Below are 26,816 nucleotides of genomic sequence, written 5' to 3' on the forward strand. Positions count from 1 at the left end.
TATGCCCAAAGCCATTACTACTGCACTAAAATATGTATTGCTCATTTTTGCAGGCATTGCACTTTTTTTACTTGTTAGTATCCTGCAAAAAGTTACACCTCCCAGTCCCGGCGAATATTATTACTCCGATTTTTTGCGGAATAACTATACTCTTCTTGCAGGCATCATCTTCTTTCTTGCAGGATCGCTGGTGGGGTATTTCTTTCAACTCAATCCGTGGCTGGCCGGTATTGCGCTGGTAGCCGCATTACCCGTTGCAAGTTTTTACGAAGCAGGAGTTTACAGGGGCAGTCATAACCTTATTCCGCTTGAACTTGTTATTTACTTTTTCTTTTCAGTTCCGCCCATTGCAGGTGTATACCTCGGCAGGTACATTGCCCGCCGTAAAAAACAGGCAAAGCAACAAACAACCGAATAGTCTTCAACGGGTTAACAGCAAAAATCAATTGTAAAAGACGCCGAATAAACCAAAGATGTGGCGTACGAATAAGCGTTTACACTTATTTCTTTTAATCAATTCAACCGTTTATCCGTTATAGCGTAAGAACTGACTTGAAATAATTGAAATCTGTTTAATATTGCCCAATCCATTATACTATAAACCCAACATTTTCACATGGATTTGAGTTTAGGCAGGTTGAGTTCGTACAGCAGACCATCCGGATGCTTTTGCAGATTGCAGAGCCTTTTTTTCATTACCGGACAATCTAAAACCAACCTACAGCATTGAACCGGATTACCACAAGTATTACAAATGCAGCAGCAACACTCGTTACCGGCATTGGCGTACTGGTATTAATTGGCTGGCAGGCAAACATTGCTTTTCTAAAACAGGTTTTTCCAAAATTAGTTGCCATGAACCCCATGGTAGCTGTTGCCTTTATTTTTTGCGGCACAGCGTTGTTGTTACGCAATCAACAAGGTTATCAACGCATCATTGCAAAAAGCTGTGCGGGCATTGTTATCCTTTTTGCTTTGCTGCGCATAGGTGATGTCATGGGCCTTATTAACCTGAGGGTAGATCATTTGTTGTATGCGAAAGGTGTGGATGCTACTTTGTACAACGGCATGGCCAACCAGGTTGTACCCCATGCTGCCATTGCTTTTTTATTGTGCGGCATTTCCTTGCTGTTATTGGAGAGCAACCGCATTACTGCCGCACAATGGATCGTTCTGCCCGTTAATGGAATAGGTATCCTTTCTTTTACAGGGTATATCTATCATCTCAGTTCGTACTATGTAGTTACTTCGTTTGTTCCACTGTCGTTTCATACAGGCATTGGTTTTATTCTTTTATCAACCGCATTGTTGCTGGCAAGAAGCGACAAAGGTTTTATGGCGGCCATTACCAACCAACATGCGGGAGGTAAAGCAGCACGTTTACTGTTACCTGCCATGGTTGTTATTTCTGTATGGCTGGGTTATTATGTATTAAACGGTGTATTGCGTGAACGTTTTTCAGTAGCCGTTTGGGTAACCTTATTCGTTTGTGCTGTTATTTTCATGTTCGGTATTCTTATCTGGATCACTGCATACATCATTAATAAAGTTGAACAAAAACGTATTGCCGAAAAACAGGCTGCCGACGAACAACGACGTTTATTGGCTGAATACAAATACCGGGAATCGCAAGAGCGTTACCAACAGCTGATGAATACCATCGACGGCATTGTTTGGGAAGCCGATGCGCAAACCTTTGCCTTTACATTTGTGAGCGAGCAGGCCGAACGGATTCTTGGCTATCCGCTGGAGCGCTGGCTGAATGAGCCTGATTTCTGGCCCGCTCATATACATGAAGACGACCGCACCTGGGCTGTAAACTATTGTGCACAAACAACAGCGCAGGGACAAGCACACCAGTTTGAATACCGGATGCATGCAGCTGATGGCAGAATTATCTGGATGCGGGACATTGTTGCTGTTGTAATGGAAGGAAATAAACCGGTACGTTTAAGCGGCATTATGGTAGATATTACCGAGCAGAAAAAGATGGAGGAAGAGCTGCACAGGAAAGAACTGTCGCAACAAAAACTCATTACCGAAATTACCATCCTTGCACAGGAAAAAGAACGCAACGAATTAGGGCTGGAACTGCACGATAATATTAATCAATTGCTGAGTGTTGTTAAACTGTATCTCGGATTGATTAAAACAGAAAAAAAATACAACGAAGAACTGGTTGACAAGAGCTATGCTCATCTTATGGATGCGATGAACGATATCCGTAAGCTTTCGCACTCGCTGGTAGCACCTTCGCTTGGTCACGATGGTTTAAAAGAGGCATTGGAAGATTTGATTGAAAGTATTCAGCAACCGCACCAGCTAACTATTCAACTGCTGCTGGATGAAGATTACGATGCACTTGAAGTTGATAAAGACAAAGAGCTGATGCTTTACCGTATCGTACAGGAACAACTCAACAATATCATCAAATACGCCTACGCTAGTAACATTCGCATTGAACTGAAACAAAAAGGCAACCAGCTGCATCTTACAATAAGCGATAATGGTATTGGCTTCGACACAAAACAATCGGTCAATGGTATTGGCCTAAAAAACATCAACAGCCGGGTTAACTTTTACTCCGGTAATATGAAACTTACTTCGGCGCCCGGGCAAGGCTGTACACTCGAAGTAGCAATCCCTAACTGACAAACAACCATCAACCTTAACTATCAACCTCGGCCTTAACCTCAACCCTTTTCTCTTCCCGCTCATCCTCGCCTATCTTTGCAGCTAAATTGAATTGTTATGGAATTAGGCCTTGGCATGTTTGGCGATAATCATTATGCAAATGGCAAACCGTTACCTGTTGGTCAGCGGTTACAGGAGCTGATGGAAGAAATAAAACTAATGGATGAACTGGGGCTCGACTTCTATGGCATTGGCGAACATCATCGACCCGATTATGCAGTATCTGTTCCCGAAATTATTTTAGCTGCCGCTGCATCGGTTACAAAACATATTAAGCTTGGCAGTGCTGTAACTGTTTTGAGTTCGGCAGATCCGGTGCGTGTGTACCAGCAGTTTGCAACAATTGATCAACTAAGCAATGGCCGTGCTGAAATAACAGCCGGTCGTGGCAGTTTTATTGAATCGTTTCCGGTGTATGGTTACAACCTCAACGATTACGATGCGTTGTTTGAAGAGAAACTCGAACTGCTGCAAAAAATCAATAACGAAAACCCCATTACCTGGAAAGGAAAATTCCGTGCAGCGTTAAACAAGCAGGAAATTTTTCCACGGGCAGTAAATGACCAACTCAACATTTGGGTTGCAGTAGGCGGCACACCCGAATCGGTTGTACGTGCAGGTAAAGCTGGTTTACCGGTAATCTTTGCCATTATTGGCGGAAGCCCGGTACAGTTTCAACCGTTGTTTCAATACTATCGTGATGTGTACAAACACTTCAAACACGATGCAACAAAATTCCAGGTAGGCGTGCACATGCATTGCTTTTTTGGTGAAGACAGCAAGCAAACTGCAGATGAGTATTATCCGTATTACTCTGCACAAATGGATCGTGTGGGCCGCAGCCGTGGATGGCCTGCTTACCAACGCAACCAGTTTGATTTTGGCAGAAGTAAAGATGGTGCGTTGATTATAGGCGATGCTAACGAAGCCATTGATAAAATTCTGCAGATGCAGGAACTGTTTGGCCTTACACGTTTTTCGGCACACATGGATGTGGGTGGACCATCGCATAAAGCCTTGATGAAGTCGATTGAAATTTACGGAACAAAGATTGCACCGAAGGTGCGGGAGGCATTGAAGAAATGAAACGCATCATTAGCCTATTAATCTCTATTTATACATGTCAGTTTGCAAAAGCGCAAAGCAATCTTGTACCTAAACATTATAAATTGATTAATGAAGCAACCGGCGATCTGAACAAAGATGGTATTGCGGAAAAAGCTTTTGTTTACAACATGTCACAATCTCCGGATGATGACGAAGAAGGAATAAATCGTGAGCTGATTATTTATAAAAAACAAAAAGATAAATGGATTATCTGGCATCGATCTACAACCGCCATTGGCAATAGTAAAAGCGGAGGCATGATGGGTGATCCGTTTGAGAGTATAGAAATCAATAAAGGTATTTTGCTTGTTTATCAATCTGGTGGCAGCAGCTGGAAATGGAATACAACTGACAAATACCGTTTTCAAAATAACCGTTTTGAACTGATTGGCTACAAAAGTTACTATGGTAAGTTATGCGAGTATTGGCTGCTATTCGAATACAATATTTCAACACAAACTGTCTTTTGTAAAAAAGAATATGAAGTCTGTGATGAGAAAGGCGATCAGTTAATATCTAAAACAGAAGCAGAAAAATTTACCTACAAGCTTAAACAGCCAATTACTTTGCAAAACAGAAATAAAGAAGAAATTAAAATAGAATCGCTTAAATACAAGTTTGAGCTTTATTTATAATTATGCATAATCTGGCGGCCTTTCGTTTTCATAAAAGCATACTCAACTTTTCTTTTAGTTTTCTACACATAACCTAAATGAAACATAAATACAATAAATGTATTGTTGCAAGTACATTATTGCAAAATAGAATTGCTTTTTGTAATATAGCCTTCAATTAAGTACCGCAAGTCAATGCTAAGATTTTCTATTCTTTCATTATTTCTGCTTTTACTAGTTGGGTGCGGTCGAAAAAACCGAAATATTGGTTTTGAATACATCAAAGTAATTTATTCTTGCAATGGTAGCGGCTTAGATGGTTATGCCTACTTTGATCCTGTAAAAGATTCCCTCATCTGTCAAATGACTTTTACACAAAATTCAGTATCGCATAAAACGCTTACGGGAAGAATAGCTAATTCCAATTTGCTTGATACGTTCATCAATACCGTTCGAACATTAAAACAGTTTAAGAACGGCAGTATTACGATACCAATGAACGAGGGCGACTTCTGCTGCGGACCCTCCATTTACACTGAATTTAAAGATGCACAGGGTATACATTTTTACAGTTATGATCTGGAAATAAATGATACACTTGATCAATTCATTCATTTTATTGAAAATTTACAAAGGCTGAACTGGAGCTTACGTGAATCAAAAAACGAGCTTGTAAATTTCGAAGGAGAATTAAAATCTGCCAACTCTAAAATGCTTTCAACATTTAAAAAAGGAACTTTTTATTTCGCTCTACCCTGCAGTACAGGAATAGATTTTACAAAGCTCAATGGGTCTTGGAGATTTGTTGCTGATTCGATTTCGAGAGCCAAAGATGAATATAGTAAACTAACTATTAGGAAAAATGGCACATGTATATTTGAACGGATGCTTCAGGATTCGGTGCTGAAAAGAGATCATGGAATGGTATCACTAAACACAGCAGACAGCAGTCTCGTGTTTACAGAAAATGGCAAGAAGTACCGTTATAAACTTACTCAGCTTTGTGCCAACTGCCTGCAATATCAGACTGAAAAAACAGGTACCATCATCCGATTAGATCGTTTACCAGAAACAAAAGCATTCGTAGATAAGTAAAATCATGAATATGGTTTCAGTAATGAATCAAGTGCAACCATTTCACTATTAAATAAGATGTATTCACGAATCTCAAATTAAGAATCGTTTTAAAGTCAACCCCAAATGAAAGCATGCTCACTCTTTATTCTTGCGTTTCTATTTTGTCATCAGCTCACTGCACAAAAACTAACCAAGGAACAATATCTCGATACCGGCAGGTACATCTGGCAAACCTATGTACCCAAATCGGGACAGGCCAAAACAGTACAGGGCGAACTGCTGCGTGCTATTGAAAAACTTGCCGATGAAGCACAACGCAACGGCAACATCAACTTCAACCCCAAATGCCACGGCCTGCTTATTACTTACTTACGCAGGTATTTAACAGATGAAAAGATTTTTGACAAAGCAACAATTCAACAGATCAGGAAAGACCTGGACCGCCTCAGTGACGGAAACCATCCTTATACGGAAGATGATCTGTACGATCGTTTACGGGAACGGGTAATTGATTGGTACATGCACAACAGAACTCCTGTTGCACATAACGAAAACAAACAACTGTATTGCTGACTCGTTTTTTGAAATGTTTATTGAAAACATACTGCTATTTATCGCAGCAATGTAAATGTTCCTTTCACCACACTTGCCTCGCCAATAAGATTGGTATACCGGATATAGTACACATACATGCCTGCATCTTGCTGCATACCCCTGAATGTTCCATCCCATCCAACAAACGGATTGGTATTGCTGTACAGGCGTTGGCCCCAGCGGTTAAATACTTCCATTGAAAAAGTTCGGATATAGGAAGCGCCCATTACACGGAAGAAATCATTCAATCCATCGCTGTTAGGTGTAAAGGCAGTTGGGATATAAATATTACAAACCGATTTCGCCAATGTAGCCGAAGCTGTAGTGCTTCCACAGGCATTACTTACCGTAACGGTATATGTACCCGGCGTTGTTGCATTGTAAACAGGAGCTGTACTTCCATCCTGCCACAGATACGAAAGACTATAACCTGTTGCTTTCGGATCAAGTACAATCACCTCTCCTGTGCAGATTGTTTTAAATGCACTTAAGTCGGCGGCAGGTATATTGTTTACTACAACCGTTACTCTTTTTGTATAGGCACACACATTACCTGCGGGCGTAAACGTATAAGTAGTGGTGGTTTGGTTATTAGGAGCAGGCGACCATGTTCCTGTAATTCCGTTGTCGGATGTTAAAGGAAATGAAGCCAACACACTACCACGGCAAATGGTATCGGGTATAGAACTAAATACAGGATCAATTGCAGGAGCTGTAATAACATTACCTGTTGCTGGTGCACTTGCACAGCCTGTAGTTGGATTTGTTATTATCACCGTATACGCTCCAGGCACAAGTGTTGTAAACGAAGCCACATTACCGGGGTTTGTTGCACCGGCAGGAACGGTCCACACATAATTATAAGTGCCGGCTACTGCAGGTGTTGCTTTTAATGGTGGTGGATTTAATTCGCACACATTAATATCCTGAACACTAACCACTGGATTGGGGTTAGCTGTAATGGTAAAATTTACAGTACGGCTTATGCCGCAATAATCTCTATAGCTGCAGGAAATGGTAGAATTGGTTGTAAACGTATACGTGGCAGTATTGGTTGTAGAAGTTGAACCACCCGTCCATACATAATTGCTGCCAAGCGTTGGCGCATTCAGCGTAACGGTACTGCCGGAACAAACAGCAAAATTATTATTGTTGTTATCTACTACACGAAACTGTTGCAGGTTGCTGGCAGCACCGGTAGAACCTGAAACCGACCAGAACACATTGGTATTGTTTGCAAAACGTTGCGCAATATGGTTACGGGTAGAAGTAGCCCGTAATTCACCATCAAATAAAATACTGATGCGCTGTGATGTGGCACTCAAATACTCCCATGTAATCCGCACATCGTGCCAGGCTCCATCTTCCATATTGGCACAACTGCTGCGCAAACAAACCGGCAAACCGGTCCCCCCATCCATAATATTTCCACCGGCATTTAATTGACCATCGGCATAAATACCGGTATGATCACCATCAATATCGTTCATAGTGGGGCCATTCGTATAGGTGTCAAATTCGATAACAATAGAGTTGGGTATGCCTGAAGCGCCTAACCCTTGGCCACTTACCAGAGTAGGGGAACAAATATTGCTGAGAACGAATGCAAGCCCGTCGGCACCACCGGCATCATTTACACCAAGATTGATTTTAAAATTGATCGTGAAATTTTGCGCCAGGTTTACAGGATAAAGATTGGTTATCATCCCTGTTTTACCCCCTTGGCTGGGTGTTATGCGATAGGTGATCGGATCTACCAGCACCGCATCACCCTGAGTAAAAAACTGCTGGGCGTAACTGTTAATACTGCAAAAAATAAACAGGAAAAAACAAAGAAAGAGTACAAATGGTTTCATAAGCATCTTGGTATGGTTCTTTAGGTTTGGATGGGCCTGTGTGCCCTATATCAATAGCCTTCGCTCTCAAATCTAGTGCTAATAACGAAAAACCTGTATACGAAAGTATAAAAATCGGTAAAAACATTTGTTTCCCGCATAATAAAGACCCCCTGTTAACGGAGGCTACCTCAAAATGGTGCCCAAAACTCTTTATCAGCCCGCTTTACTACCTGCAAACACCTGAACCAACATTACTACCGGTACAACCCAAACTTCTTCGAGCTGTACCAGATATCTTTCAGCGTAACGCCAATGGAAAACTGGAAGTAATTCTCCCGTACCTGGTTCAGCGAACTATTCCCTTTTTTGCCCGCCTCCATGCTGATATTAATGCCCATTGTTGGTGTAATATTTTTGCCCCCGCCAAACGTAATGGCATAATCAACTAAACGGTTGCTGCCGGTGGCGAGATAACTTTGATCGTAACGTAAACCAAGAGCCAGGTAATACTTCTCAACTGTGTAGTCGTTTATTTTTACCTTGTTGCTGTACTCCATGCCGGCATTAAAACCAACCGCATCCTGTATAGAGATGTTCTTGTAAGCGATTTTTTGTAAGGGCCATTGTTGATAAGTACCCTGTACATGAAACGATAACCCATTACGGTTTGCAAGACTATAACCCAGGCTACCTGATACCGGCATTGCAAAGCTGATATCTTCGGCTTTAGTTCTACTCAGCATTGTATCCGCTTCAATATATTCGATCTGGCTGTACCCTTTCAATTTGCTGAACAACGACACGGTTGCACCAACACTGTGTTGCCATTTCTTTTTATCGGATGAATAATACTGTAACCCAGCAGTAATACCGGCACTGTTGTAAAATTTTGTTTCCTTTTTATCAATCGTAAGAGCGTATGCATCGCTGTAAAAACTGGTAGTGTTTTGTAACGAACCAAATAACCATGATGTAGTAATACCTGCTGAAAATTGTTTACCCAATGTATGTGCATACGAAAAGTAGGTTTGATAGATACCACCTGTGCCTTGCGTGTAACGGAGGTAATCAAGATTGGGATCGTTAAGATTGGAGCTGCTTACATACTGATAATCGACCGTACTATATGGCCGCAACCCTATTGCAAAAGCCGACTTCGGTGTCATTTTATATGCCAACGAAACTTTCTTCACAATAAAATCACTGGCCGGGCCAATAATCGTATCGGCACCCGGCATTTTGTATTTGCTGCTTCGTCCACGAAACGACATATCGAGATTGATATTCTTATACGGTATGACAGTTAAAGAAGCTGGATTGGAAAAATTATAGTACCCCACTTCTCTTCTCGAAACCGATGCACTGCCACTGGCAGCATAACGTCCGTGATCGGTTATTTCCAGATCGCCGATTCCTAATACGGAGTAAGGCGATGAAATATTTTGTGCCATGCTGCTGCCTGCTAACAGCAGTGCAGTAGATAGAAAAATATATTGTTGTTTCATGTATGTATGATTGTTGCTTTGGAAAGCTTATTCACCAAAGTGGATACATCTGCATTAAAGTCCAAGTACATAAAGCTGTAACTGCACAGCATCATCTCCCTGCAGAATAAGCCGGTGAAACCCATCGTTGAATCCACTCGATGCAGGTGCAATTAAAATGGCCGATTGTGAAAACTGTCCTTCGGCAATTTTTGAATTGATAAACCCTGTTACATCGTAACTGTAATGCGTATCCCTTCCGTATAACTGATCAATAACAAGGTTGCCTGTTAACATTACAGGATTACTGGCATCACCATTGGTAAATCCTGCAACCGGCAAATTGGTATTATCGGTAGAATACAAATACAGTGTTGATGGCAACCGGTACGGTAATGTCCGGGTACTGCTGTGTGGTTTCACCAAAAGTTTTGCGCTGAGTACACGCAGGTTTGGACTTTTCTCTTTCAACGTAAGTAAAGCAGGAAAACCAACCCTGATGTACGAGCCAAAACTGCTGTTGAGATAACTATACCCTCCTGTAATTCTGCTGCTGATCAATTGCGATCTTCCTGTTACTGCAGCTGCAAGATTTGTGGTAGTGGTACGAAATTGAATGCGGTTAAACTGCCGTGTATTTGTAAACATAAAATCGAGATGCTTATACGTAGTGTATAATCCCTTTTCATGATAAGTTAACCGAACCAATGCATCTGTTCCGCTGCTAAACGATGTTACAGCCTTTGTTGAAACAGAATCCGCAGCAATACAAATACCTTTAAAATATTCGTAAAAATTACTGGAGTCCGATACTTCCACAGCACTTTTAACAAAGTGCTGCAGTATTTCCTGGCCTAAAGCATCGCTTAACCTTACAGCAATAGCTGTTCCTGCTTTACCGGAAAGATTAAAGATTTGCGAACCGATCTTTTCGCTGTAATGTGCAAAGGAAGAAGTATTAAAGAAGTTTGTACTGTTTTTATTGCGGATGTTTTGCGACAGCCGATACACATTGATCGTGAACGGCAATGTACTGTCGCCTAAAAAACTTCCTTTGGGTGTTAACAGTAATTGTAACGAATCAAATACAACTCCGGCATTCGCCACCGGGTTTTCACCCGGCAGCTGCAGCTCGGCATAGGAGGCCGCCGTTGTTACTCCCATATAAGGATCATTGTTATAACCAACAGTAAACAGCGAACTACCCGACGTAACAAATGAATCAACTTTAAATGTTCCTGTTTCTGTTTCAAAATTGTTGTAGTAGGTTACATTCGGATCGTTGGTATAATCTGGTTCAGCAAAATTAATACCCACCTTTTGGCACCCCTGTAACAACAACAGTACTGCAACCAGTATTGCACCTGATTGAACCGGCCATTTGCGCATAGCTAAAATTTTAAAGAAGTAAAAGGATATTAATTATCGTCATCGCTCTGTTCTGTAAACGGAAAGAACTCCCACAGATCATCAAACCGTGAACTGCTGTTATGACCTGTTGTAACAAACCCTCTGCTGTTTACGGCAAATCCAACAGCGCCTTCACGTGCTGTTCCTTCCAATCCTGTTTTAGCTTCCCATGTATCGTTAGCTATATTATATGCCCATGTTGTATTGAGTACCGAACTCATATTCCCTGTTGATAGATAAGCAATATCATTTATCACAAATACTACTGCGTTACTCCGGGTAATATTGTTGCCATAGTAATCATCATAATCCTCATCACTTACACTGGTAATTTTTCTTTTTTCTGTCCACGCATTTGCTGTTGCATCGTACACCCAAAAATCGTTGAGATAGCTGCCGTTGTTAATACCTGTTACAACATACGCTTTATCGTTATGTACAAACGCTACTGCATCGGTACGTTTACTTCCTGCCAAACTTGCTTTCTGTGTCCATGTATCGGTTAACGGATCGTACTGCCACAGATCTTTTAAATAGTTGCCATCGTATCCTGTACCTACATACCCTTTATCGGCAATGGTAAAAGCAACAGCACCATAACGTTCGCTGCCACCAAAATCGGCTACCTGCTTCCATGTATTTGTTACAGGATCGTACTCCCAGAAATCTTTTAGTTTTTTGATACCATCATAACCCGTACCAACGTAACCCTTGCCGTTTGCTGCAAATGCTACTGCACTGTTGCGTGCAACTCCGGGAAAATCGGCACGTTTGTACCATGTGCCTGTTGCCTGATCGAATTCCCAGAAATCCACCAGGCGATCGGTTCCATCATAACCTAAGCCAACAAATACTTTGTTAGCAATGGTGAATGTTACGGCTTCTGTACGGCCAACGCCTTCAAACTCGTAACTGCGTTTCCAGTTACCTGTTGCATCATCGTCATCATCATTCGATGCTTTGCTGCAGGCATTAAGCGATACGAGTGCGGCCAGCAAAAACAAGTACATAACTGTGCTAAAAACCTTCTTGTGCATTGCAATAAATTGAATTGTCATTCCTGAAAAAGTTTAGTGAAGATGTATGCTGCCTGCAACGGCACAGCAGCCTGTTCTGATGGGCAAATATTTTTTAAACCTGTACGAAAGAAAATGTTAAAGGGGCTGAAATGGACAAAAGCGGAAGTAAAGTGTACACGAAACCAGTTAAAGAGAAATAGTGATTTCTGCTGCAAAAAAACGAACACCAAATCCTAAAACTGTTAACAGTAAAGATTGTTAAAGCCCATTGTCAATATTGAAAAAACAACCAGCAGCCTGCAACTTTGCCGCTTTAGCTACTGTGTATGAATGAAATTTTAAAAAACAAAAAACTACGGAACAAACTTTTACTCACTATACTCATCACCACTCCTTTATTTGGCTTACTAGCAGGTATTCCATTTGTTCGTTTTGAGTTCAACAGGTTCTCGGTTTTTATTCCGGGTATCGCATTTATTACAGGTATTACTTTTTTATTCTGGGTTATAAACATCACACTACTGGTACTTGAGCAGCGTATTCCGTTTCTGCAAAAGATTATTGTCCGTTCGGTAATCAGTGTTTGTCTTTCGTTTTTTATTGCAATGGGTTTGTCAGATATTATGCGCACTTACTTTCCTCCTCCACAAATTAAACTTGCAGATCGAAAACTTGTCAAACCCGATTTACATCAAAAATCAGTGATCGGATTTTCAAACATGCAAATGCCTTTACCTGTAACATCGTCAGATGAAACTAAAACAGTGCGTTTGCTTAATGTAAAAGACCGGCTCAATCACCGTGGCTTCTTCTTTCCGCAGTTTATACATGCACTCACCATCAACATGATTATCCTTGTTGTGTGTGAACTTTTTTTATTGACACTTCGCAAACAAAAAATAGAACTCGAAAACCAGACTTTGCGTCAAAGTAATCTTGAAGCAAGAAACAACCAGTTAAAAATGCAGCTGCATCCGCATTTCCTGTTCAACTCACTTAATACACTAAGGTTACTGATGAAAAAGGATCTGCAAAAAGCCGAACATTATTTATTACAGCTGGCCGATGTTTTACGCTTTTCCACCAGTACCGCACACGACTCGTTGGTAAACTTAAATGATGAGCTGCGGTTTTGTCTTACCTATCTCGATATGCAGCAAACAAGGTTTCAATCGATGTTAACCTACGCAGTTACAAATTCCGAACTCTATGAAGCATCAGGAAAATTACCGGTATATGCTTTATTGACGTTGGTTGAAAACGCTATTAAACACAATGCACTTTCCAGTGAAAAACCTCTGCATATCTCGATTGAATATAAACAAGAAAAAAACAGCATCAGCATCAAAAACAACAGGCAGCCGAAAGCGTATTCCGAAGAATCTACCGGCATCGGTCTGCAAAACCTTGCTGAGCGTTACCGCTTGCTGGCCAACGAAACAGTTGTAGTACAAACCAGCAACAAGGAATTTGCTGTAACCATTAAAATACTTTCCTGATAAAACTATAACACTAAATCACTACTGCACATGCGTATTGTTTTAATTGAAGACGAGCAACTGGTTTCGGATGAGCTTTGCGAACTGCTTACGCAAATTGATCCGTCAATTACAATTACGGCTGTACTCAGTTCGGTAAAAGAAGCACTCTCCTATTTTTCTGAACACCCACAAAATACAGATTTAATTTTCAGCGACATTCAGCTTGGCGATGGGTACAGTTTTGAAATTTTCAAGACTGTACAACCAACCATACCGGTTATTTACTGCACAGCTTATCACGATCATGCATTGCAGGCTTTCGATTACAACGGTATTGCTTATGTACTGAAGCCATACTCCAGAACAAGCATTAAAAATGCGCTCAGTAAGTACAAAATGCTGGTGCAGAACAACAGTAAGCAGCCTGCAATTAACTACGAAGCGTTGTTGGCAAACATTACCGGTCAGCAAACCAAAGTACCTGTATTACTCATCAGCAATGGCAATAAAATTATACCGGTTAAAACAACCGAAGTAGCCTGCTTTAAAGTAGAGCATAAACTCACTTCTTTAACAACCATTCTAAATCAGCGCTACCACACCAATTATACATTGGAAGAGCTGGAGCATTTATGCGGCAATGTATTTTTTCGTGCCAACAGGCAATTTCTTATCAACAAAGAGAGTGTAAAAGAAGTGGAACATTACAGTTTACGTAAACTCTTCATTAAACTGCATGTTAAAACAGAAGAAGAAATCATCATTAATAAAACAAAAGCGTCCGCTTTCCTCAACTGGCTGAAAAGTTAAAATTCCGTTCAAAAAATCAGGTTTTTCACAATGCTTTAATAAACGACAGTAATCCGCCGCAGTCAGTGGTACGTTAATTGAACATACTACTTAAACAAAGGAGGTTATATGAAAAACTATTGGAGCAGATGGATGTTTGTCCCGGCACTTATCTTTCTTTTCTCGAGCTGCGGACCATCGGCACATATCGAAAAAGATAAGTCTGTCGATTTCAGCCGTTACAAAACTTTTGCATGGGTTGATAAAGATGGTGAAGGACGAAAAGACCGTAATAACCGTAACGATATTACGGAAAGCAATATTCGCACAGCCGTAAACAAGCAGTTACAAAAAGCAGGCTTTGAGGAAACAAAACGCCGACCCGATATTTTACTCAGTTACGATTTACTGGTTGAACGTTCTACCGTACAAAACAATGATCCGGTTTACTCACAACCATTTACAAGAGCCTTTTACAGTCCGTATTACCGTCGTTACTTTTTTGTAAACTACCCTTCGCAGTTTATTGGTTACGACAGAAGTGAACGCAGTATTAAAGAGGGTACCGTAACCATTAGCATGATTGATGCAAGAAGCGGCAAGACTGTTTGGCAAGGATGGGCAACAGATGAAGTGAGCAGCCGTAATCTTACATCGAAAGAAATTGATGCAGTGGTACGCTCCATTTTCAAAAAAGCCGATTTGGCGAAACGATAAAAGAACAAACCCTTTCATTACTGAAAGGGTTTTGTTTTGTTCAAAATCAATAGTCGGTTATTTTTTCAATTCGAATTTTACTTTTTTACCATCCCGGCTGTTACCACCGATGAACAGGTGAAACTCGCCCGGCTCGTAAATGTATTGCAGCTGCCCGTTGTAAAAACGCAGATCGTTTGCGGTAAGCGTAAACTGTACCTGCTTGCTTTCGCCTTTTTTCAGCTTAATTTTTTGAAACGCTTTTAATTCCTTCACCGGACGAACAACCGAACCGGTAATATCTCTTGTGTACAACTGTACCACTTCTTCACCATCGTAATTGCCGTTGTTGATCACAGTAACAGTTGCTGTTAATGTTTCGCCTGCTTTGAAAGAAGACTTGTTCAGCTGAATGTCGCTGTATTCAAATTGTGTATAGCTCAAGCCAAAACCAAATGGATACTGCGGACTATTGAGCAGATCAGTATAAGCCGAAACATAGTTAACATCTGTTTCGCTTTTTGCCGGACGGCCGGTATTGTAATGATTGTAGTAAACAGGAATCTGTCCTTCGCTTCTGGGAAACGTCATGGGCAATTTACCCGAAGGATTATAATCACCAAACAACACATCGGCAATGGCATCGGCGCCTTTTGTACCCAACCACCAGGTATAAAGAATTGCAGGAACATTTTCTGCCGTCCAGTTAAACACCAATGGACGACCGGCAGCAATTAATACCACAACTGGTTTTCCTGTTGCAACAACTGCTTTGATCAACTCTTCCTGTACACCGGGTATGTGAATATTACTGCGGCTTTTTGCTTCGCCACTCATATCTCTTTTTTCACCCACATACATTACCACCACATCTGCATTAGCGGCAGTGTTTACTGCTTCTGCAAATCCTGTACTACTTGTATCGGTGAGTTCACAACCTTTTGCATATAGCAATTGTGTTGCACTGCTCACTTTATTTTGTACGGCTTGGTAAAGGCTAGGCACACGAACGGAATCATCATCCCAATCGTAGCTCCAGAAACCGAGATGTTCTTTTACAGCTTTTACCAGCGGACCAATAAGTGCGATCTTCTTTGTCTGTTTTGAAATGGGTAACAGTTGCTTTTCGTTCTTCAGCAACACAATACTTTTTGCTGCAATTTCTTTTGCTGCTGCAAGATGCTGCGGATTATTCCATTGCTGTTTCTCCCGTTCTACGTTGCTGAACTTATATGGATCGGTAAACAAACCCAACTCATATTTCTTCCGCAGAATACGACGCACGGCATCATCAATAACACTCATCTTCACCTTGCCTTCTTTTACCAAACGAGCAAGATGCTGTATGTAAGCACGGCTTTCCATATCCATATCGCTGCCTGCATTTGCAGCAAGCATCGCTGCTTCGTAATTATCTTTTGCGTAACCATGATTGACCATTTCACCAACACTTCCCCAATCGCTCACTACAAAACCGGTAAACTTCCACTGGCCTTTTAAAATATCACGCTGTAAAAAGCGATTACCTGTAGCCGGTATGCCATTGAGATCGTTAAAGGAATTCATAAACGTTGCAGCACCTGCATCGGCTGCTGCTTTAAACGGAGGGAGGTATGTTTCATACAGCATACGGTTACTCATGTCAACCGAATTATAATCTCTACCACCAACTGCTGCACCATACGCTGCAAAATGTTTTACGCAGGCCAGCACGGCATCGGTATAACCAAAACCTTTTCCCTGGAAACCTTTTACTCTTGCTTTTGCAATAAACGAACCAAGCAACGGATCTTCACCTGCACCTTCCATTACACGACCCCAACGTGGATCACGACTGATATCAACCATCGGCGCAAACGTCCAATGTATACCTGCTGCACTTGCTTCAATAGCTGCAATGCGTGCACTCAACTCTATAGCATCCATATCCCAGCTGGCAGCTTCTGCCAGGGGCAAAGGAAAGATGGTGCGGTAACCATGAATCACATCCTGCCCGAACAGTAACGGAATTTTCAAGCGACTCTGCATAGCAATTTCCTGTAATGAACGGGTACGTTCGGCACCGGTAACGTTGAGGTAAGAACCGATGAGTCCTTTACGTATCTGTGTTTGCTTATCGCCATCTTTTGTAATAGGACCTGTTGCAGCAAAATCGCTGCTGTACTGGTTCATCTGTCCGATCTTTTCTTCCAATGTCATTATCCGTAGTAACGAATCGAGAAAACGATTCATCTTGGCTACATTGGTTGTTTGCGCAGAAAGAAGTACAGTACTTAACGAAAAAACGAGTAAGAGTGCAACACGTTTCATAATTGTGTTGATTAAGAGTTAAAACAATCGTTATTGATACACACGAACATAATCAATTTCCATACGCTGCGAAAAGATGGCATCATCTACACCAAACTTACCGCCCCAGTTACCACCAACAGCAATATTCAGCAGCAAATGAAATTCTTTATCGAAAGGCCATGCTTCGCTGCCTGCTTTTTTATTATTGAAACGGTGGTATTCTTTTCCATCGAGTAAGAAAATAATTCTATCGGCTGTCCATTCAATCGCATACACATGAAATGCAGTTGACAGATCTTTTACTGATACAGCTCTGCCCACCTGTGTACCCTGTCCGTGGTTATATGCACCCGTATGTACTGTTGCAAATAACGAATCGGGCCAGTAACCTACATTTTCCATAATATCAATTTCGCCACTGTGCGGCCATCCGCCGTATTCCCAGTTGGTAGGCAACATCCAGATGGCGGGCCATATACCACGACCTGCAGGCAACTTGGCTTTTACTTCAATACGTCCGTACTTCCAGTCGCCTTTATTTTTTGATACTAAACGTGCAGATGTATAATTAGCATCACCCATTTTTTCTTTGTGCGCTTCAATAATAAGTTTACCGTTTTCTACTCGTGCATTTTCTTTTCGCTTCTCTGTGTAATACTGTAATTCGTTATTGCCCCATCCGCAATTGTTCGGGCAACCACGGCCAAGATCGTAGCTCCATTTTGCACTGTCGGGCAAACCACTGGTTGTAAACTCATCGCTCCAAACCAGTTTTCTCTTTTTCTGCGCCTTTGCATCTGTTATGCCAATGCATAACAACAGCAGCAGCATAACTTGTAATGTGCTTGTTTTCATGTGCTAATTTTTATTTGATTTCGGCCACATGTTATTCGCCACAATAAAATAGTCATTCAGGTAGGTAAGAAAATGAACATTTTATGATGGCTCATTTCATAAAAAAGATATTCATGCAAGGCGTAAGGCAAGCAAAAAGCAAAACAGAAGATATTTGATTTAAGAAAGAAATACGATCTGCTTTTGCTATTGATTATGGGAATGACCTTACCATTCCTGCTGTATGAATGATTTACTGATAAACACGGATATAATCTACTTCCATTACCGCTTCCGTTACATTTGGATCAATTGCACCGCCAAACGTACCACCCATGGCTACATTCATAATTAAAAAGAAATTATGATTGAACGGTATGGCATTGGAATTGGCAACGGTATGATACAGCACATCATCAACATAAATTTTTATTGCTGCGGCTGTCCACTCAACTTTATAAAGATGAAATTCAGTAGATGCATTGCTGATGATACGTGAACTGCCATCGGCACTTCCACCCGAACGACCGGGATAATGCAGTGTACCAAATATGCGGTTCAAATCATTACCCTTGTGCTCCATAATATCTATTTCGCCACAAGCAGGCCAACCCACCGAACCAATGTTTGCACCCAACGACCAGATAGCCGGCCATGTACCACCACCTGCAGGCAACTTTGCTCTTGCTTCTACAATACCATACTTGAACGAAAACTTATTGGCAGTAAGCAAACGTGCCGATGTGTAATTAAAACCGCTGAAATTTTCTTTCTTCAACACAATACGCAGTACCCCGTTTTGTACTACAGCATTATCGGTGCGGTTGGTATAGTATTGCTTTTCCTGGTTGCCCCAGCCATCGGTACCATTACCAATATCGTAACCCCACTTGGCAGGATCGGGCGCTCCGTTGGTATTAAACTCATCGCTGAAGATGAGCGACAAACCAACTGTTACCGTTACCTGTATGGACTTTGAAATGGTTTTACCGGATGCACTTTTTGCAACAACTGTAACCGTATACGTACCTGTTGCCGGATACTTATAGGTTACCTTACCCGAAGGCACCAGAGCAAATACACCATTGCCATAACCAAATTCGTATGTAGTTGCATTGGTTGCAGTAGCAGTAAACTCTACGTTTCCACTGTTATCGGTACTAACCAGTGCACTAAGTGCAAGGTTTACCGGACTTACATCTGTATTACCGGTATTGCCGCCCTTTTTGCAGGAAAGGGACGACAACACGGTAACGATTGCTATGAAAGCTATTTGTCGTAACATGAATTACGGTTTCAATTTTAATTTTTGATACCATGCGTTTCCATCAATACCGATGTTACGCAAATGAATTGTTGTTGCAGTAAGCGACAATATTTCGTACGTAGTACCGCCGGTACCAAAGTTAATAATTCCATTACCCGGCACTTCAAACTGGATGCGCGTTGAAATGGCTGGTGTTGATGCTGATGTTGCATTCATAAAGGCCAGCTTTTTATTGCCGCCTGTATTAATACCCAAGCAGGCATCGCCGCCGCCAAAACCATAAAATGTAGATGCGGCACCAATTGAAAAGGACTGACCTTTGTTATCGATGCTCATATAAATGTTATTGTTGGCATCTTTTGAGAAAGTGATCTCGTCATCGTACAAACAGGCATCACGCTGGTTTGGTGTTGCTGCATACCAGATTGGAGAAAACTCATTGGCCGGACCTACACCCACATGACCAGGTGCTTCGTTATCGGTTACCCATTTTTTGGAAGAACCACCTGTAAGATTCTGAACAATATCGGCAGGTATTTCAAATGCTACAAATACTTTTACCTTTTTGCTGATGGTAGAAGTAACACCACCTGTACCAATCGCATTCACGGTAATTACATATTCAAATGTTCCGGGGTTGTTGTATTTATAATTGATTGTACCCGACGGAACAATCAACGACTTACCATCACCAAAATCAATTTTATATGTAATGGCGTTGGTAGCCGTTGTTGTAACGGTTACATTACCTGTACCATTTCCATCGGGATTACTGGCATTTACACCTGCTACGGTTGCAGTAAGCGTAAGATCGACCGGCGTTTTAATAGCACCAAGCGTGTATTCTTTTTTCTCACATCCTGCTGCAACAAATGCTGCAAACAAAGCAATGAGTAAAAATGACTTTATTGAGAGTTGCATATACTTTGATTTAAAATGTTATTGAAGACGGATATCGTCGATTAAGAACGTAAAGTTGGCTGAACCATCACCCACTGTACCTAAATCGAAAATGAGTACCACTTTCTGATAAGTGTTAGCTGTATTGATTGCACTGTAATCAAAAGTTAGTTCCTCCCAACCATTGGCAACGGTTGTGCTTACTTCTTTTTCGAAGTTGAGAGCCCCATTGGTAAGGTTTTCAACTTTCAGTAACACTTTTGCACCTACACGTGGCGAATACACTTTCATTTTAAAAGTTTTCTTTACAGAAAAATCAATAACCTGGTCAAGTGTAATAAAACTACCGCCCCATGGTTGTCCGCCATTTTTTACCATGCGTGCAACTTTTGCACTGGTGTTAATACCACCCGATTGCGGATTGTTGATGATGGTTAAGTTACCACCGTCGAAATCGGTAATCGTATAAGGCGAGCTTGATTCAAAATCCAGCGGAATAGCAATCCCGGCTGCACTTGGTGCTACCATTTGCACATCATCCCAACGGAAGACTTTACCTGATCCTCCATTTCCAAAATCGAAGAATACCGATGCTTTGTGGTAATTGGTTGCAAGGTTTAATGCTGGTGTACCACTTACGTTATTGGTAAAATCAAACGTGAGTGTTTCCCATGCATTGGCAACAGTTGTGTTAACCTGTGTTTCTACCGATTTCGTACCATCTGCTCTGTCTTCTACTTTCAAACGTACAGGAATTCCGGCAGCAGGCGAATACACACGCATACTCATTTTAGTTGCATTGGCAGCAAACGGAATTTTAGTAGCAAACCCGTTAGCTGTACCAATGGTTGTACCTGCCCATGTTTCTGCTCCGTTTGTTTTGGTAGTTACTTTTATTTTGTTTGCATTGTTATCCGGATCAACACCATCAACAGTAGCATTGCCACCAAAATCTGTCATTGTATAATTTACACCTGCTGCATCAAACGTTACTGGTAAATCAATTTGTGCAGATGGCAAACTGTTCGTCAATCGGATATCATCAAAGTAGAATGTAAAGTTTGCAGAACCATCACCAACTGTACCCAATTCGAAAATGAGTACAACTTTTTGATAACTGTTGCTTGTATTGATGGCACTGTAATCGAACACAAGATCTTCCCAACCATTCGCAACGGTTGTACTTACTTCTTTTTCGAAGTTAATACTGCCGTCAGTTGCATTTTCTACCTTCAACAATACCTTTGCACCCGCACGTGGCGAATACACTTTCATGCGGAAGATTTTATTTGCAGAAAAATCAATAGGTGCACCTAATGTAATTACGCTGCCGCCCCAAACCTCCGGTGCGTTCTTTACCATCTTTCCTACTTTATTACTTGTATTAATGCCTGTTTTAAACGGGTTATCAATTAAAGTAACAACACCACCACCAAAGTTGGTAAAGTTGTATTGTAAGGTTGAAGACTCAAATGTTAATGGCAGTAACACCGGATCAACAATGGTAATGGTTTTTGTAAACTGCGTTGTTGCAGCGCCTCCGCTTAATGCAACCACTTTTACAGTATATGTACCAACAGCAGCGTACGTATGACTAACTGTTTCACCTTCCATAAACGATACCGGTACTTCGTTAGGCACATCGCCAAAATACACACGAAACATGGTTTCGTATTTAGCCTTGGCACTTACGTTTACCTTAAAGTTATTGGCAACATCCACATCGGCTGTTACTTCTAAATTTTCAGGAGCACGGAACGATACAGTTAACTGTTGTGTTGCTTCGGTTGTTTTGCCGGTTATGTTGTAACCAACAATTTTCACATTGTACACACCCTCAGCATACTTGTGTGTAGTGTTTTTGCCCGCCTGTACTTTGGCAGGCACCGCTGTACCATCACCATAATAGATGTCGTACGATACAGCACCTTCACCATTTGGTGTAATGGTAACATTCCCTGTATTGTCTTGTGTAATTTCAAACAACGCCGACAGCTTTGCAGAGTTGGTTACCGTTGTAAGAAATGAGAGATCATCGTTCAGCTCCGGCTTACAACCCGTTACCACGAGCAGCAGAACCGCAACCTGTAATATATTTTTAATTGTACGCATGATGCTTCAATTTTTAATTAAGGAAGATTAATAACCGTTGTTTTGTGTTAATCCGGAAATTTCCACTTCACGTTGCGGAATAGGGAACACTTCGTGTTTACCTGTAACGAAGCCGGTAATTTTTGATGCGGCCTGTCCGGTACGAACGAGATCAAAAAAGCGATCGCCTTCCATACCTAATTCCAAACGGCGTTCATCCCAAATTGCCTGACGCAGTGTGTTACCTGTTGCACTGATGTCGTGCAGGTTATCGCCAAATGCACGGCGGCGAACAAGGTTCAGATACGTTTGCGCTTTGGTATCGTTTGGTGTTGTTGAACGGTTGAATGCTTCAGCTGCCATTAACAATACTTCTGCATAACGGATGATGCGGAAGTTGTTGGTGTAGTTCAATTCAAGCTGACCACTTGTTTCACCTTTACGTGGTAAATACTTTTGATTATATAAACCTGTATTCTTGTAAGGTGCAACCTGGTAAGTAATACCAAACGATGGGTTGGCTGCTTTGTATGCTTCAATATCCAACACGGTTACTGCTTTACGCTGATCGCCTGCTGCATACGCATTTGCCAGGTTTTGCGTTGGCAAATTGGTACTCCATCCTGCTGCATAAGGCATTGCTGCAGAACCATTCAATCCACGGATACCGCATTGTTGCACGGCGTAGTTACCCTGGCCTCTTGTAGCACCACCCCAGTTGTAATAAGGAGAGTTGTTAGAGTATTGAATTTCGAAAACAGATTCAGGACCATTTTCGCCGCTCGACAGGTACATCGAAGCAAAATTTGTTACCAATGAAAATGCATTGGCAGTAATTACACTCTCGAGTACTGTTGCTGCAGCATCAAATTTGTTTTGATACAGTAACACTTTTCCCAGCAACGCTTGTGCTGCATATTTGGTAATGCGGCCTTTCTGTTGTTGCACTGCAGGCAGTACAGCAATAGCTGCATTTAAATCGGCTTCTATTTGCTTGTACACTTCTGCTTTAGGAGCACGTGTGAGCGATTTACTGTCGCTGAGGCTTAAACGTTTGTCAACAAACAAAGGCACATCGCCAAACATTTTTACCAACGTGAAATAGTAATAGGCACGAATGAAATATACTTCGCCATACAATGCTTCTTTACCTGCAAAATCAACGGCGTTGCCTGCAAGGTTTTTGTCTTTGTACTGCGTCATATAATTGGCACGGTTTACACCTTCGTAAGCCGATTGCCAGATTTCGGTAAGCGTTGAGTTTACCGGAGTATGTGTATAATCATCGATCTGTTGCAGCGATAATACATCCGATGCATTTTCGCCACCGCTTACTGCATTATCAGAAGCAATATCACCAATCGGTACTACCTGGTTAATCCATTGCAGCGGTGTGTACACACTCACCACCATGGTACGGTAATCTGATTCTGATTGCAGGTAATCGAGTTCTGTAATTCTGAAATCTTCACGTGGATTATAGTCCACCCATTTTTTACAGGAAGCAAGCGTAAGCAGCAGCACACCTGATATATAGAATAACGTCTTCTTCATTGTAATATAGTTTTAATGGAAGAATTATAATTTAATATCGAGACCAAGTGAATAAGTTCTGGCTTGTGGATACGCACCACGATCTACACCTGTATCGAGAATACCGCCTGAAATTTCAGGATCGAAACCGGTGTATTTAGTAAAGGTGAATGCGTTACGTACCTGTGCATACAGGCGTACACGGCTGAAAACTTTCTTCGTCATTTTTTCTGGGAAGGTGTAACCCAACTGCAGGTTCTTGATCTTTACAAACGAACCATCTTCCACATATCTTTCCGATACACGGATGTTGCTGTTTGCATCGGTAAACGAGTAACGTGGTGTACGTGCATCGTTGGTTGAACCGGCACCTGTCCAACGGCCTAAAATTTCTCTTGGCTTGTTGCTGAAGTTGGCATTACGATCGAATGCTTTGTACACATCGTTACCAACAGAAGCATACGTAAACATGTTAAAGTCGAAACCTTTGTATTCGAGTGTAAGGTTCCAGCCCATAGTAAAATCGGGGAACGGATCGCCGATCTTGGTTTGATCGCTGGCGTTAATTACACCATCATTATTTACATCTACAAAACGGATATCGCCGGGTTGTGCACCTGCCTGTGCGGGAGCTTTGGAAATTTCATCAAAGCTTTGGAACAAACCGTTTGTTTTATAACCGTAGAAATAACCAGGGGTTTGTCCTTTTTCAAATACAGTTACACTTTGCGACTGACCATTGAAGTAATAACCACCAAGAATCTTGGCTGTACCATCGCTGTTAGTTGCTGTTACTTCATTCTTCGCTGTTGTAAATGTGATTGAAGTTGAAAGACGGAAATCTTTACCAATGTTTTCGTTATAACCTAAGGTTAAATCAATACCTCTGCTCGATGTTGAACCGATGTTGGCAGTAGGAATAGGAACTGTACCGAGGTATAAAGAAGCAGAAGGTGTAAACAACAAACCATCCACATTCTTCTGGAAATAATCAGCACTTAAGTTGAATTTCTTTTTAAAGAAGGTAATGTCGAATCCTGCGTTTACCTGTAATTGTTTTTCCCAACGCAATGCATTGTTGGCAGCAGAACCTACAGTTGAACCTGGATAAAATACATCACCAAATGTATAACCGTTACTGTTGGCTGTTGGGCCATAGCTTGGACCGCCGGTGATGATGCCCACAAACTGCGGACTTACATTTTCGTTACCGATTGAACCATAGCTTCCACGGATTTTTAAATAATCAACAAAACCCGGTTTGAAAAAATCTTCGTTTGACACAACCCAACCCACTGAACCGGAGAAGAAGTTGGCAAACTTGTTATCAATACCAAATGCATACGAACCATCACGACGTGCGGTAAACGATGCCAGGTATTTGTTATCGTAATCGTAGTTAATACGGCTGAAGTAAGAAAGGTTACGACGGAAGTACTGGTAATAGTAACCTGTTACTGCATTGGTATTGGTAGCTGTGTTGGTTCCTGTTGCTGCTGTAAAATCTGCAAACTCCCAGCTGTTAAAAGGTACATCCTGGCGGGTTGCACCTGCTGCATTTCCGGTTGTTTTTGCCAACGAAAAACCAAGTACAGTTTCAAAATTATTTTTATCGCCAATATTGAAATTGTAGTTACCAAATGTTTCCCATGTGTAATTGAAGTTGCTGGTTTTTTCGTGTGCTACGCTGTTAAAACGTCCTGCAACCTGCGAACCATCAGCATTCATGGTATTCTCTACGTTCAATGGACCATAGAATACCAACGGGGTAAAGCTCTTGGCATTACCATCGTACTTCGTGTAACCAAAACGGCTGGTTAACACCAGGTCTTTAATAACAGTGTACTGAAACTCGAACTTACCATACAGTTTATTACCTATGTTCTTATTATAAGTATTATCGAGTTTAGTTAACGGGTTGAAAATTTCAGATAACAACAGGTTACTGAAACCATACTTGCCTGCAGTGTTTGGTACATTATTATATACAGGTACTGTTGGATCGAAGTTGAGAGCGCTACCTAACACACTGTTGAAGGAGTTCTCCTGTACACCTTTCGAATCGAGCAGTACAGCTGTAGTATTAACGATGAACTTTAATTTATTGGTAAGATTAAAGTTGAGGTTGGCCGTGAAGTTGCCACGGTTAAAACGAGACTTATCGTTACCACCAACAATACCCCCCTGGTTTAAAAAACCTGCAGAGAGGAAGTACGACATTTTATCGCTGCCACCTCTTGCGGCAATATTGTGCGTTTGAAACGTTGCATTTTTAAACACTTCGTTTTGCCAGTTGGTACCAACGCCCAATGTGCTGAGGTTGGGGAAGATGAGGTTACCACCTGCGGTAACACTTCCTTCGTTGATCATAGCAGCATACTCGGCTGCATTTAATACACCAATTGTATTCATAACCTGCTGCACACCATAATTGGTGCTGAAAGTAATGTCGGTCTTTTGATTTTTACGACCGCTCTTGGTTGTAACCACAATTACACCGTTCCCACCTTTTACACCATAAATGGCTGTGGTAGCAGCGTCTTTTAATACGCTGATGGATTCAATGTCGGCTGCATTAATGGAGTTGAAATCGGTTAAAGTTTGCGGCACACCATCAATAATCACCACCGGATCAGTTCCGGAGAAAGAAGGAATACCACGGATGAGTACGGTTGGTTTTGAACCGGGTGAACCGCTTTGGATCACATTCACACCTGAAGCACGGCCCTGCAATGCCTCTTCGGTACGAACCGGTTTCAATTTTTCGATGTCGGCAGCTTTAATAGTGGCAATAGCACCGGAAACCTTGGTTACCTTTTGCGTACCATAACCTACTACAATTACCTCACCGAGGCTTGAGGCTGCACTTTCTTCGAGCAAAATAGCAATGGGTGTAGTTCCGGTCACAGTATGCCGATAAGTGGTCATTCCTGTGTAGGAAATTACCAGTACCGAACCCTGTGTTGCTGAGATGCTGAACGAACCCTGTACGTCTGTAAGGGTTGAGGAGGAACTACCCTCCACCTGAACAGTTGCGCCAAATAAGGCTTCACCTGTTACTTTGTTTTTTACGCTTCCGGTCACAGTTAGACTCTG

Annotated in this window: 20 protein-coding genes; 9 read left to right on the forward strand and 11 right to left on the reverse strand. The window is 41.6% G+C overall.

The window, feature by feature from the left end; translation table 11 throughout:
- Position 1: 1 nt before the first annotated feature.
- From IQ13_RS18005 to IQ13_RS18030, 6 genes are all read left to right on the forward strand, one after another.
- Positions 2-418, forward strand: a complete 417-nt coding sequence (locus IQ13_RS18005) for a hypothetical protein (protein ID WP_144888020.1) — start codon at positions 2-4, stop codon at positions 416-418.
- A 308-nt stretch (positions 419-726) separates the two neighbouring features.
- Positions 727-2,652, forward strand: coding sequence for a PAS domain-containing sensor histidine kinase (locus IQ13_RS18010; RefSeq protein ID WP_144888021.1), 1,926 nt, complete (start codon positions 727-729; stop codon positions 2,650-2,652).
- 99 nt (positions 2,653-2,751) lie between these two features.
- Positions 2,752-3,780 carry an LLM class flavin-dependent oxidoreductase gene (locus tag IQ13_RS18015; RefSeq protein ID WP_144888022.1) on the forward strand — a complete coding sequence of 343 codons (1,029 nt, stop codon included), beginning with the start codon at positions 2,752-2,754 and terminating at the stop codon, positions 3,778-3,780.
- On the forward strand, positions 3,777-4,436 hold the full coding sequence (locus tag IQ13_RS18020; RefSeq protein WP_144888023.1) for a hypothetical protein: 660 nt from the start codon (positions 3,777-3,779) through the stop codon (positions 4,434-4,436). Before IQ13_RS18015 ends, IQ13_RS18020 begins: the two co-directional genes overlap by 4 nt.
- 174 nt (positions 4,437-4,610) lie before the next feature.
- On the forward strand, positions 4,611-5,510 hold the full coding sequence (locus IQ13_RS18025; RefSeq protein ID WP_144888024.1) for a hypothetical protein: 900 nt from the start codon (positions 4,611-4,613) through the stop codon (positions 5,508-5,510).
- Between the two features lie 105 nt (positions 5,511-5,615).
- Entirely contained in the window at positions 5,616-6,065 is a 450-nt protein-coding gene (locus IQ13_RS18030) for a hypothetical protein (RefSeq protein WP_144888025.1), read from the forward strand.
- 38 nt (positions 6,066-6,103) lie between these two features.
- Here IQ13_RS18030 and IQ13_RS18035 read toward each other — a convergent pair whose 3' ends face one another.
- The 4 genes from IQ13_RS18035 to IQ13_RS18050 all read right to left on the reverse strand — a co-directional run bounded on the left by IQ13_RS18035 (position 6,104) and on the right by IQ13_RS18050 (position 11,828).
- The gene (locus IQ13_RS18035; protein ID WP_158637438.1) at positions 6,104-7,942 is read right to left on the reverse strand and encodes a lectin-like domain-containing protein; all 1,839 of its coding nucleotides are present in this window, start codon (positions 7,940-7,942) and stop codon (positions 6,104-6,106) included.
- 236 nt (positions 7,943-8,178) lie between these two features.
- Complete coding sequence (gene bamG, locus IQ13_RS18040) at positions 8,179-9,429, reverse strand: BamG family beta-barrel-assembly machinery protein (protein ID WP_144888027.1); 1,251 nt, start codon at positions 9,427-9,429, stop codon at positions 8,179-8,181.
- A 54-nt stretch (positions 9,430-9,483) separates the two neighbouring features.
- Entirely contained in the window at positions 9,484-10,797 is a 1,314-nt protein-coding gene (locus IQ13_RS18045) for a DUF4270 family protein (RefSeq protein WP_144888028.1), read from the reverse strand.
- Positions 10,798-10,826: 29 nt separating this feature from the next.
- Entirely contained in the window at positions 10,827-11,828 is a 1,002-nt protein-coding gene (locus IQ13_RS18050; RefSeq protein WP_199758309.1) for a Kelch repeat-containing protein, read from the reverse strand.
- Between the two features lie 335 nt (positions 11,829-12,163).
- Between IQ13_RS18050 and IQ13_RS18055 the strand changes: the two genes are divergently transcribed.
- The 3 genes from IQ13_RS18055 (at position 12,164) to IQ13_RS18065 (ending at position 14,824) form a co-directional block, all read left to right on the forward strand.
- Positions 12,164-13,336, forward strand: a complete 1,173-nt coding sequence (locus IQ13_RS18055; RefSeq protein ID WP_144888030.1) for a sensor histidine kinase — start codon at positions 12,164-12,166, stop codon at positions 13,334-13,336.
- Between the two features lie 30 nt (positions 13,337-13,366).
- Positions 13,367-14,128: a LytR/AlgR family response regulator transcription factor gene (locus IQ13_RS18060; protein ID WP_144888031.1), complete on the forward strand. Its 762-nt coding sequence runs from the start codon at positions 13,367-13,369 to the stop codon at positions 14,126-14,128.
- A gap of 108 nt (positions 14,129-14,236) precedes the next feature.
- Entirely contained in the window at positions 14,237-14,824 is a 588-nt protein-coding gene (locus IQ13_RS18065; protein WP_144888032.1) for a DUF4136 domain-containing protein, read from the forward strand.
- Positions 14,825-14,881: 57 nt separating this feature from the next.
- Here IQ13_RS18065 and IQ13_RS18070 read toward each other — a convergent pair whose 3' ends face one another.
- The 7 genes from IQ13_RS18070 to IQ13_RS18100 form a co-directional block, all read right to left on the reverse strand.
- Positions 14,882-17,113, reverse strand: coding sequence for a glycoside hydrolase family 3 N-terminal domain-containing protein (locus IQ13_RS18070; protein WP_144888033.1), 2,232 nt, complete (start codon positions 17,111-17,113; stop codon positions 14,882-14,884).
- A 30-nt stretch (positions 17,114-17,143) separates the two neighbouring features.
- On the reverse strand, positions 17,144-17,950 hold the full coding sequence (locus IQ13_RS18075) for a glycoside hydrolase family 16 protein (protein ID WP_144888034.1): 807 nt from the start codon (positions 17,948-17,950) through the stop codon (positions 17,144-17,146).
- Positions 17,951-18,182: 232 nt separating this feature from the next.
- Complete coding sequence (locus IQ13_RS18080) at positions 18,183-19,214, reverse strand: family 16 glycosylhydrolase (protein ID WP_144888035.1); 1,032 nt, start codon at positions 19,212-19,214, stop codon at positions 18,183-18,185.
- 3 nt (positions 19,215-19,217) lie between these two features.
- Positions 19,218-20,117: a PKD domain-containing protein gene (locus tag IQ13_RS18085; RefSeq protein ID WP_144888036.1), complete on the reverse strand. Its 900-nt coding sequence runs from the start codon at positions 20,115-20,117 to the stop codon at positions 19,218-19,220.
- 18 nt (positions 20,118-20,135) lie between these two features.
- Complete coding sequence (locus IQ13_RS18090) at positions 20,136-22,208, reverse strand: PKD domain-containing protein (RefSeq protein ID WP_144888037.1); 2,073 nt, start codon at positions 22,206-22,208, stop codon at positions 20,136-20,138.
- Between the two features lie 27 nt (positions 22,209-22,235).
- Complete coding sequence (locus IQ13_RS18095) at positions 22,236-23,741, reverse strand: RagB/SusD family nutrient uptake outer membrane protein (RefSeq protein WP_144888038.1); 1,506 nt, start codon at positions 23,739-23,741, stop codon at positions 22,236-22,238.
- A gap of 24 nt (positions 23,742-23,765) precedes the next feature.
- Positions 23,766-26,804: a SusC/RagA family TonB-linked outer membrane protein gene (locus tag IQ13_RS18100; RefSeq protein ID WP_199758310.1), complete on the reverse strand. Its 3,039-nt coding sequence runs from the start codon at positions 26,802-26,804 to the stop codon at positions 23,766-23,768.
- Positions 26,805-26,816 lie beyond the last annotated feature (12 nt).

Origin of the sequence: Lacibacter cauensis, assembly GCF_007830055.1 — a bacterium.
GTDB classification, from domain to species: Bacteria; Bacteroidota; Bacteroidia; order Chitinophagales; family Chitinophagaceae; genus Lacibacter; species Lacibacter cauensis.

Excerpts from the sequence above, each read along its gene's own strand:
- IQ13_RS18020 (WP_144888023.1), top strand. The coding sequence starts at position 3,777 with ATGAAACGCATCATTAGCCTATTAATCTCTATTTATACATGTCAGTTT.
- IQ13_RS18045 (WP_144888028.1), bottom strand. The coding sequence starts at position 10,797 with ATGCGCAAATGGCCGGTTCAATCAGGTGCAATACTGGTTGCAGTACTG.
- IQ13_RS18055 (WP_144888030.1), top strand. The coding sequence starts at position 12,164 with ATGAATGAAATTTTAAAAAACAAAAAACTACGGAACAAACTTTTACTC.
- IQ13_RS18080 (WP_144888035.1), bottom strand. The coding sequence starts at position 19,214 with ATGTTACGACAAATAGCTTTCATAGCAATCGTTACCGTGTTGTCGTCC.
- IQ13_RS18035 (WP_158637438.1), bottom strand. The coding sequence starts at position 7,942 with ATGAAACCATTTGTACTCTTTCTTTGTTTTTTCCTGTTTATTTTTTGC.
- IQ13_RS18095 (WP_144888038.1), bottom strand. The coding sequence starts at position 23,741 with ATGAAGAAGACGTTATTCTATATATCAGGTGTGCTGCTGCTTACGCTT.
- IQ13_RS18015 (WP_144888022.1), top strand. The coding sequence starts at position 2,752 with ATGGAATTAGGCCTTGGCATGTTTGGCGATAATCATTATGCAAATGGC.
- IQ13_RS18070 (WP_144888033.1), bottom strand. The coding sequence starts at position 17,113 with ATGAAACGTGTTGCACTCTTACTCGTTTTTTCGTTAAGTACTGTACTT.
- IQ13_RS18090 (WP_144888037.1), bottom strand. The coding sequence starts at position 22,208 with ATGCGTACAATTAAAAATATATTACAGGTTGCGGTTCTGCTGCTCGTG.
- bamG (WP_144888027.1), bottom strand. The coding sequence starts at position 9,429 with ATGAAACAACAATATATTTTTCTATCTACTGCACTGCTGTTAGCAGGC.
- IQ13_RS18065 (WP_144888032.1), top strand. The coding sequence starts at position 14,237 with ATGAAAAACTATTGGAGCAGATGGATGTTTGTCCCGGCACTTATCTTT.
- IQ13_RS18050 (WP_199758309.1), bottom strand. The coding sequence starts at position 11,828 with ATGTACTTGTTTTTGCTGGCCGCACTCGTATCGCTTAATGCCTGCAGC.
- IQ13_RS18030 (WP_144888025.1), top strand. The coding sequence starts at position 5,616 with ATGAAAGCATGCTCACTCTTTATTCTTGCGTTTCTATTTTGTCATCAG.
- IQ13_RS18005 (WP_144888020.1), top strand. The coding sequence starts at position 2 with ATGCCCAAAGCCATTACTACTGCACTAAAATATGTATTGCTCATTTTT.
- IQ13_RS18075 (WP_144888034.1), bottom strand. The coding sequence starts at position 17,950 with ATGAAAACAAGCACATTACAAGTTATGCTGCTGCTGTTGTTATGCATT.
- IQ13_RS18025 (WP_144888024.1), top strand. The coding sequence starts at position 4,611 with ATGCTAAGATTTTCTATTCTTTCATTATTTCTGCTTTTACTAGTTGGG.
- IQ13_RS18060 (WP_144888031.1), top strand. The coding sequence starts at position 13,367 with ATGCGTATTGTTTTAATTGAAGACGAGCAACTGGTTTCGGATGAGCTT.
- IQ13_RS18085 (WP_144888036.1), bottom strand. The coding sequence starts at position 20,117 with ATGCAACTCTCAATAAAGTCATTTTTACTCATTGCTTTGTTTGCAGCA.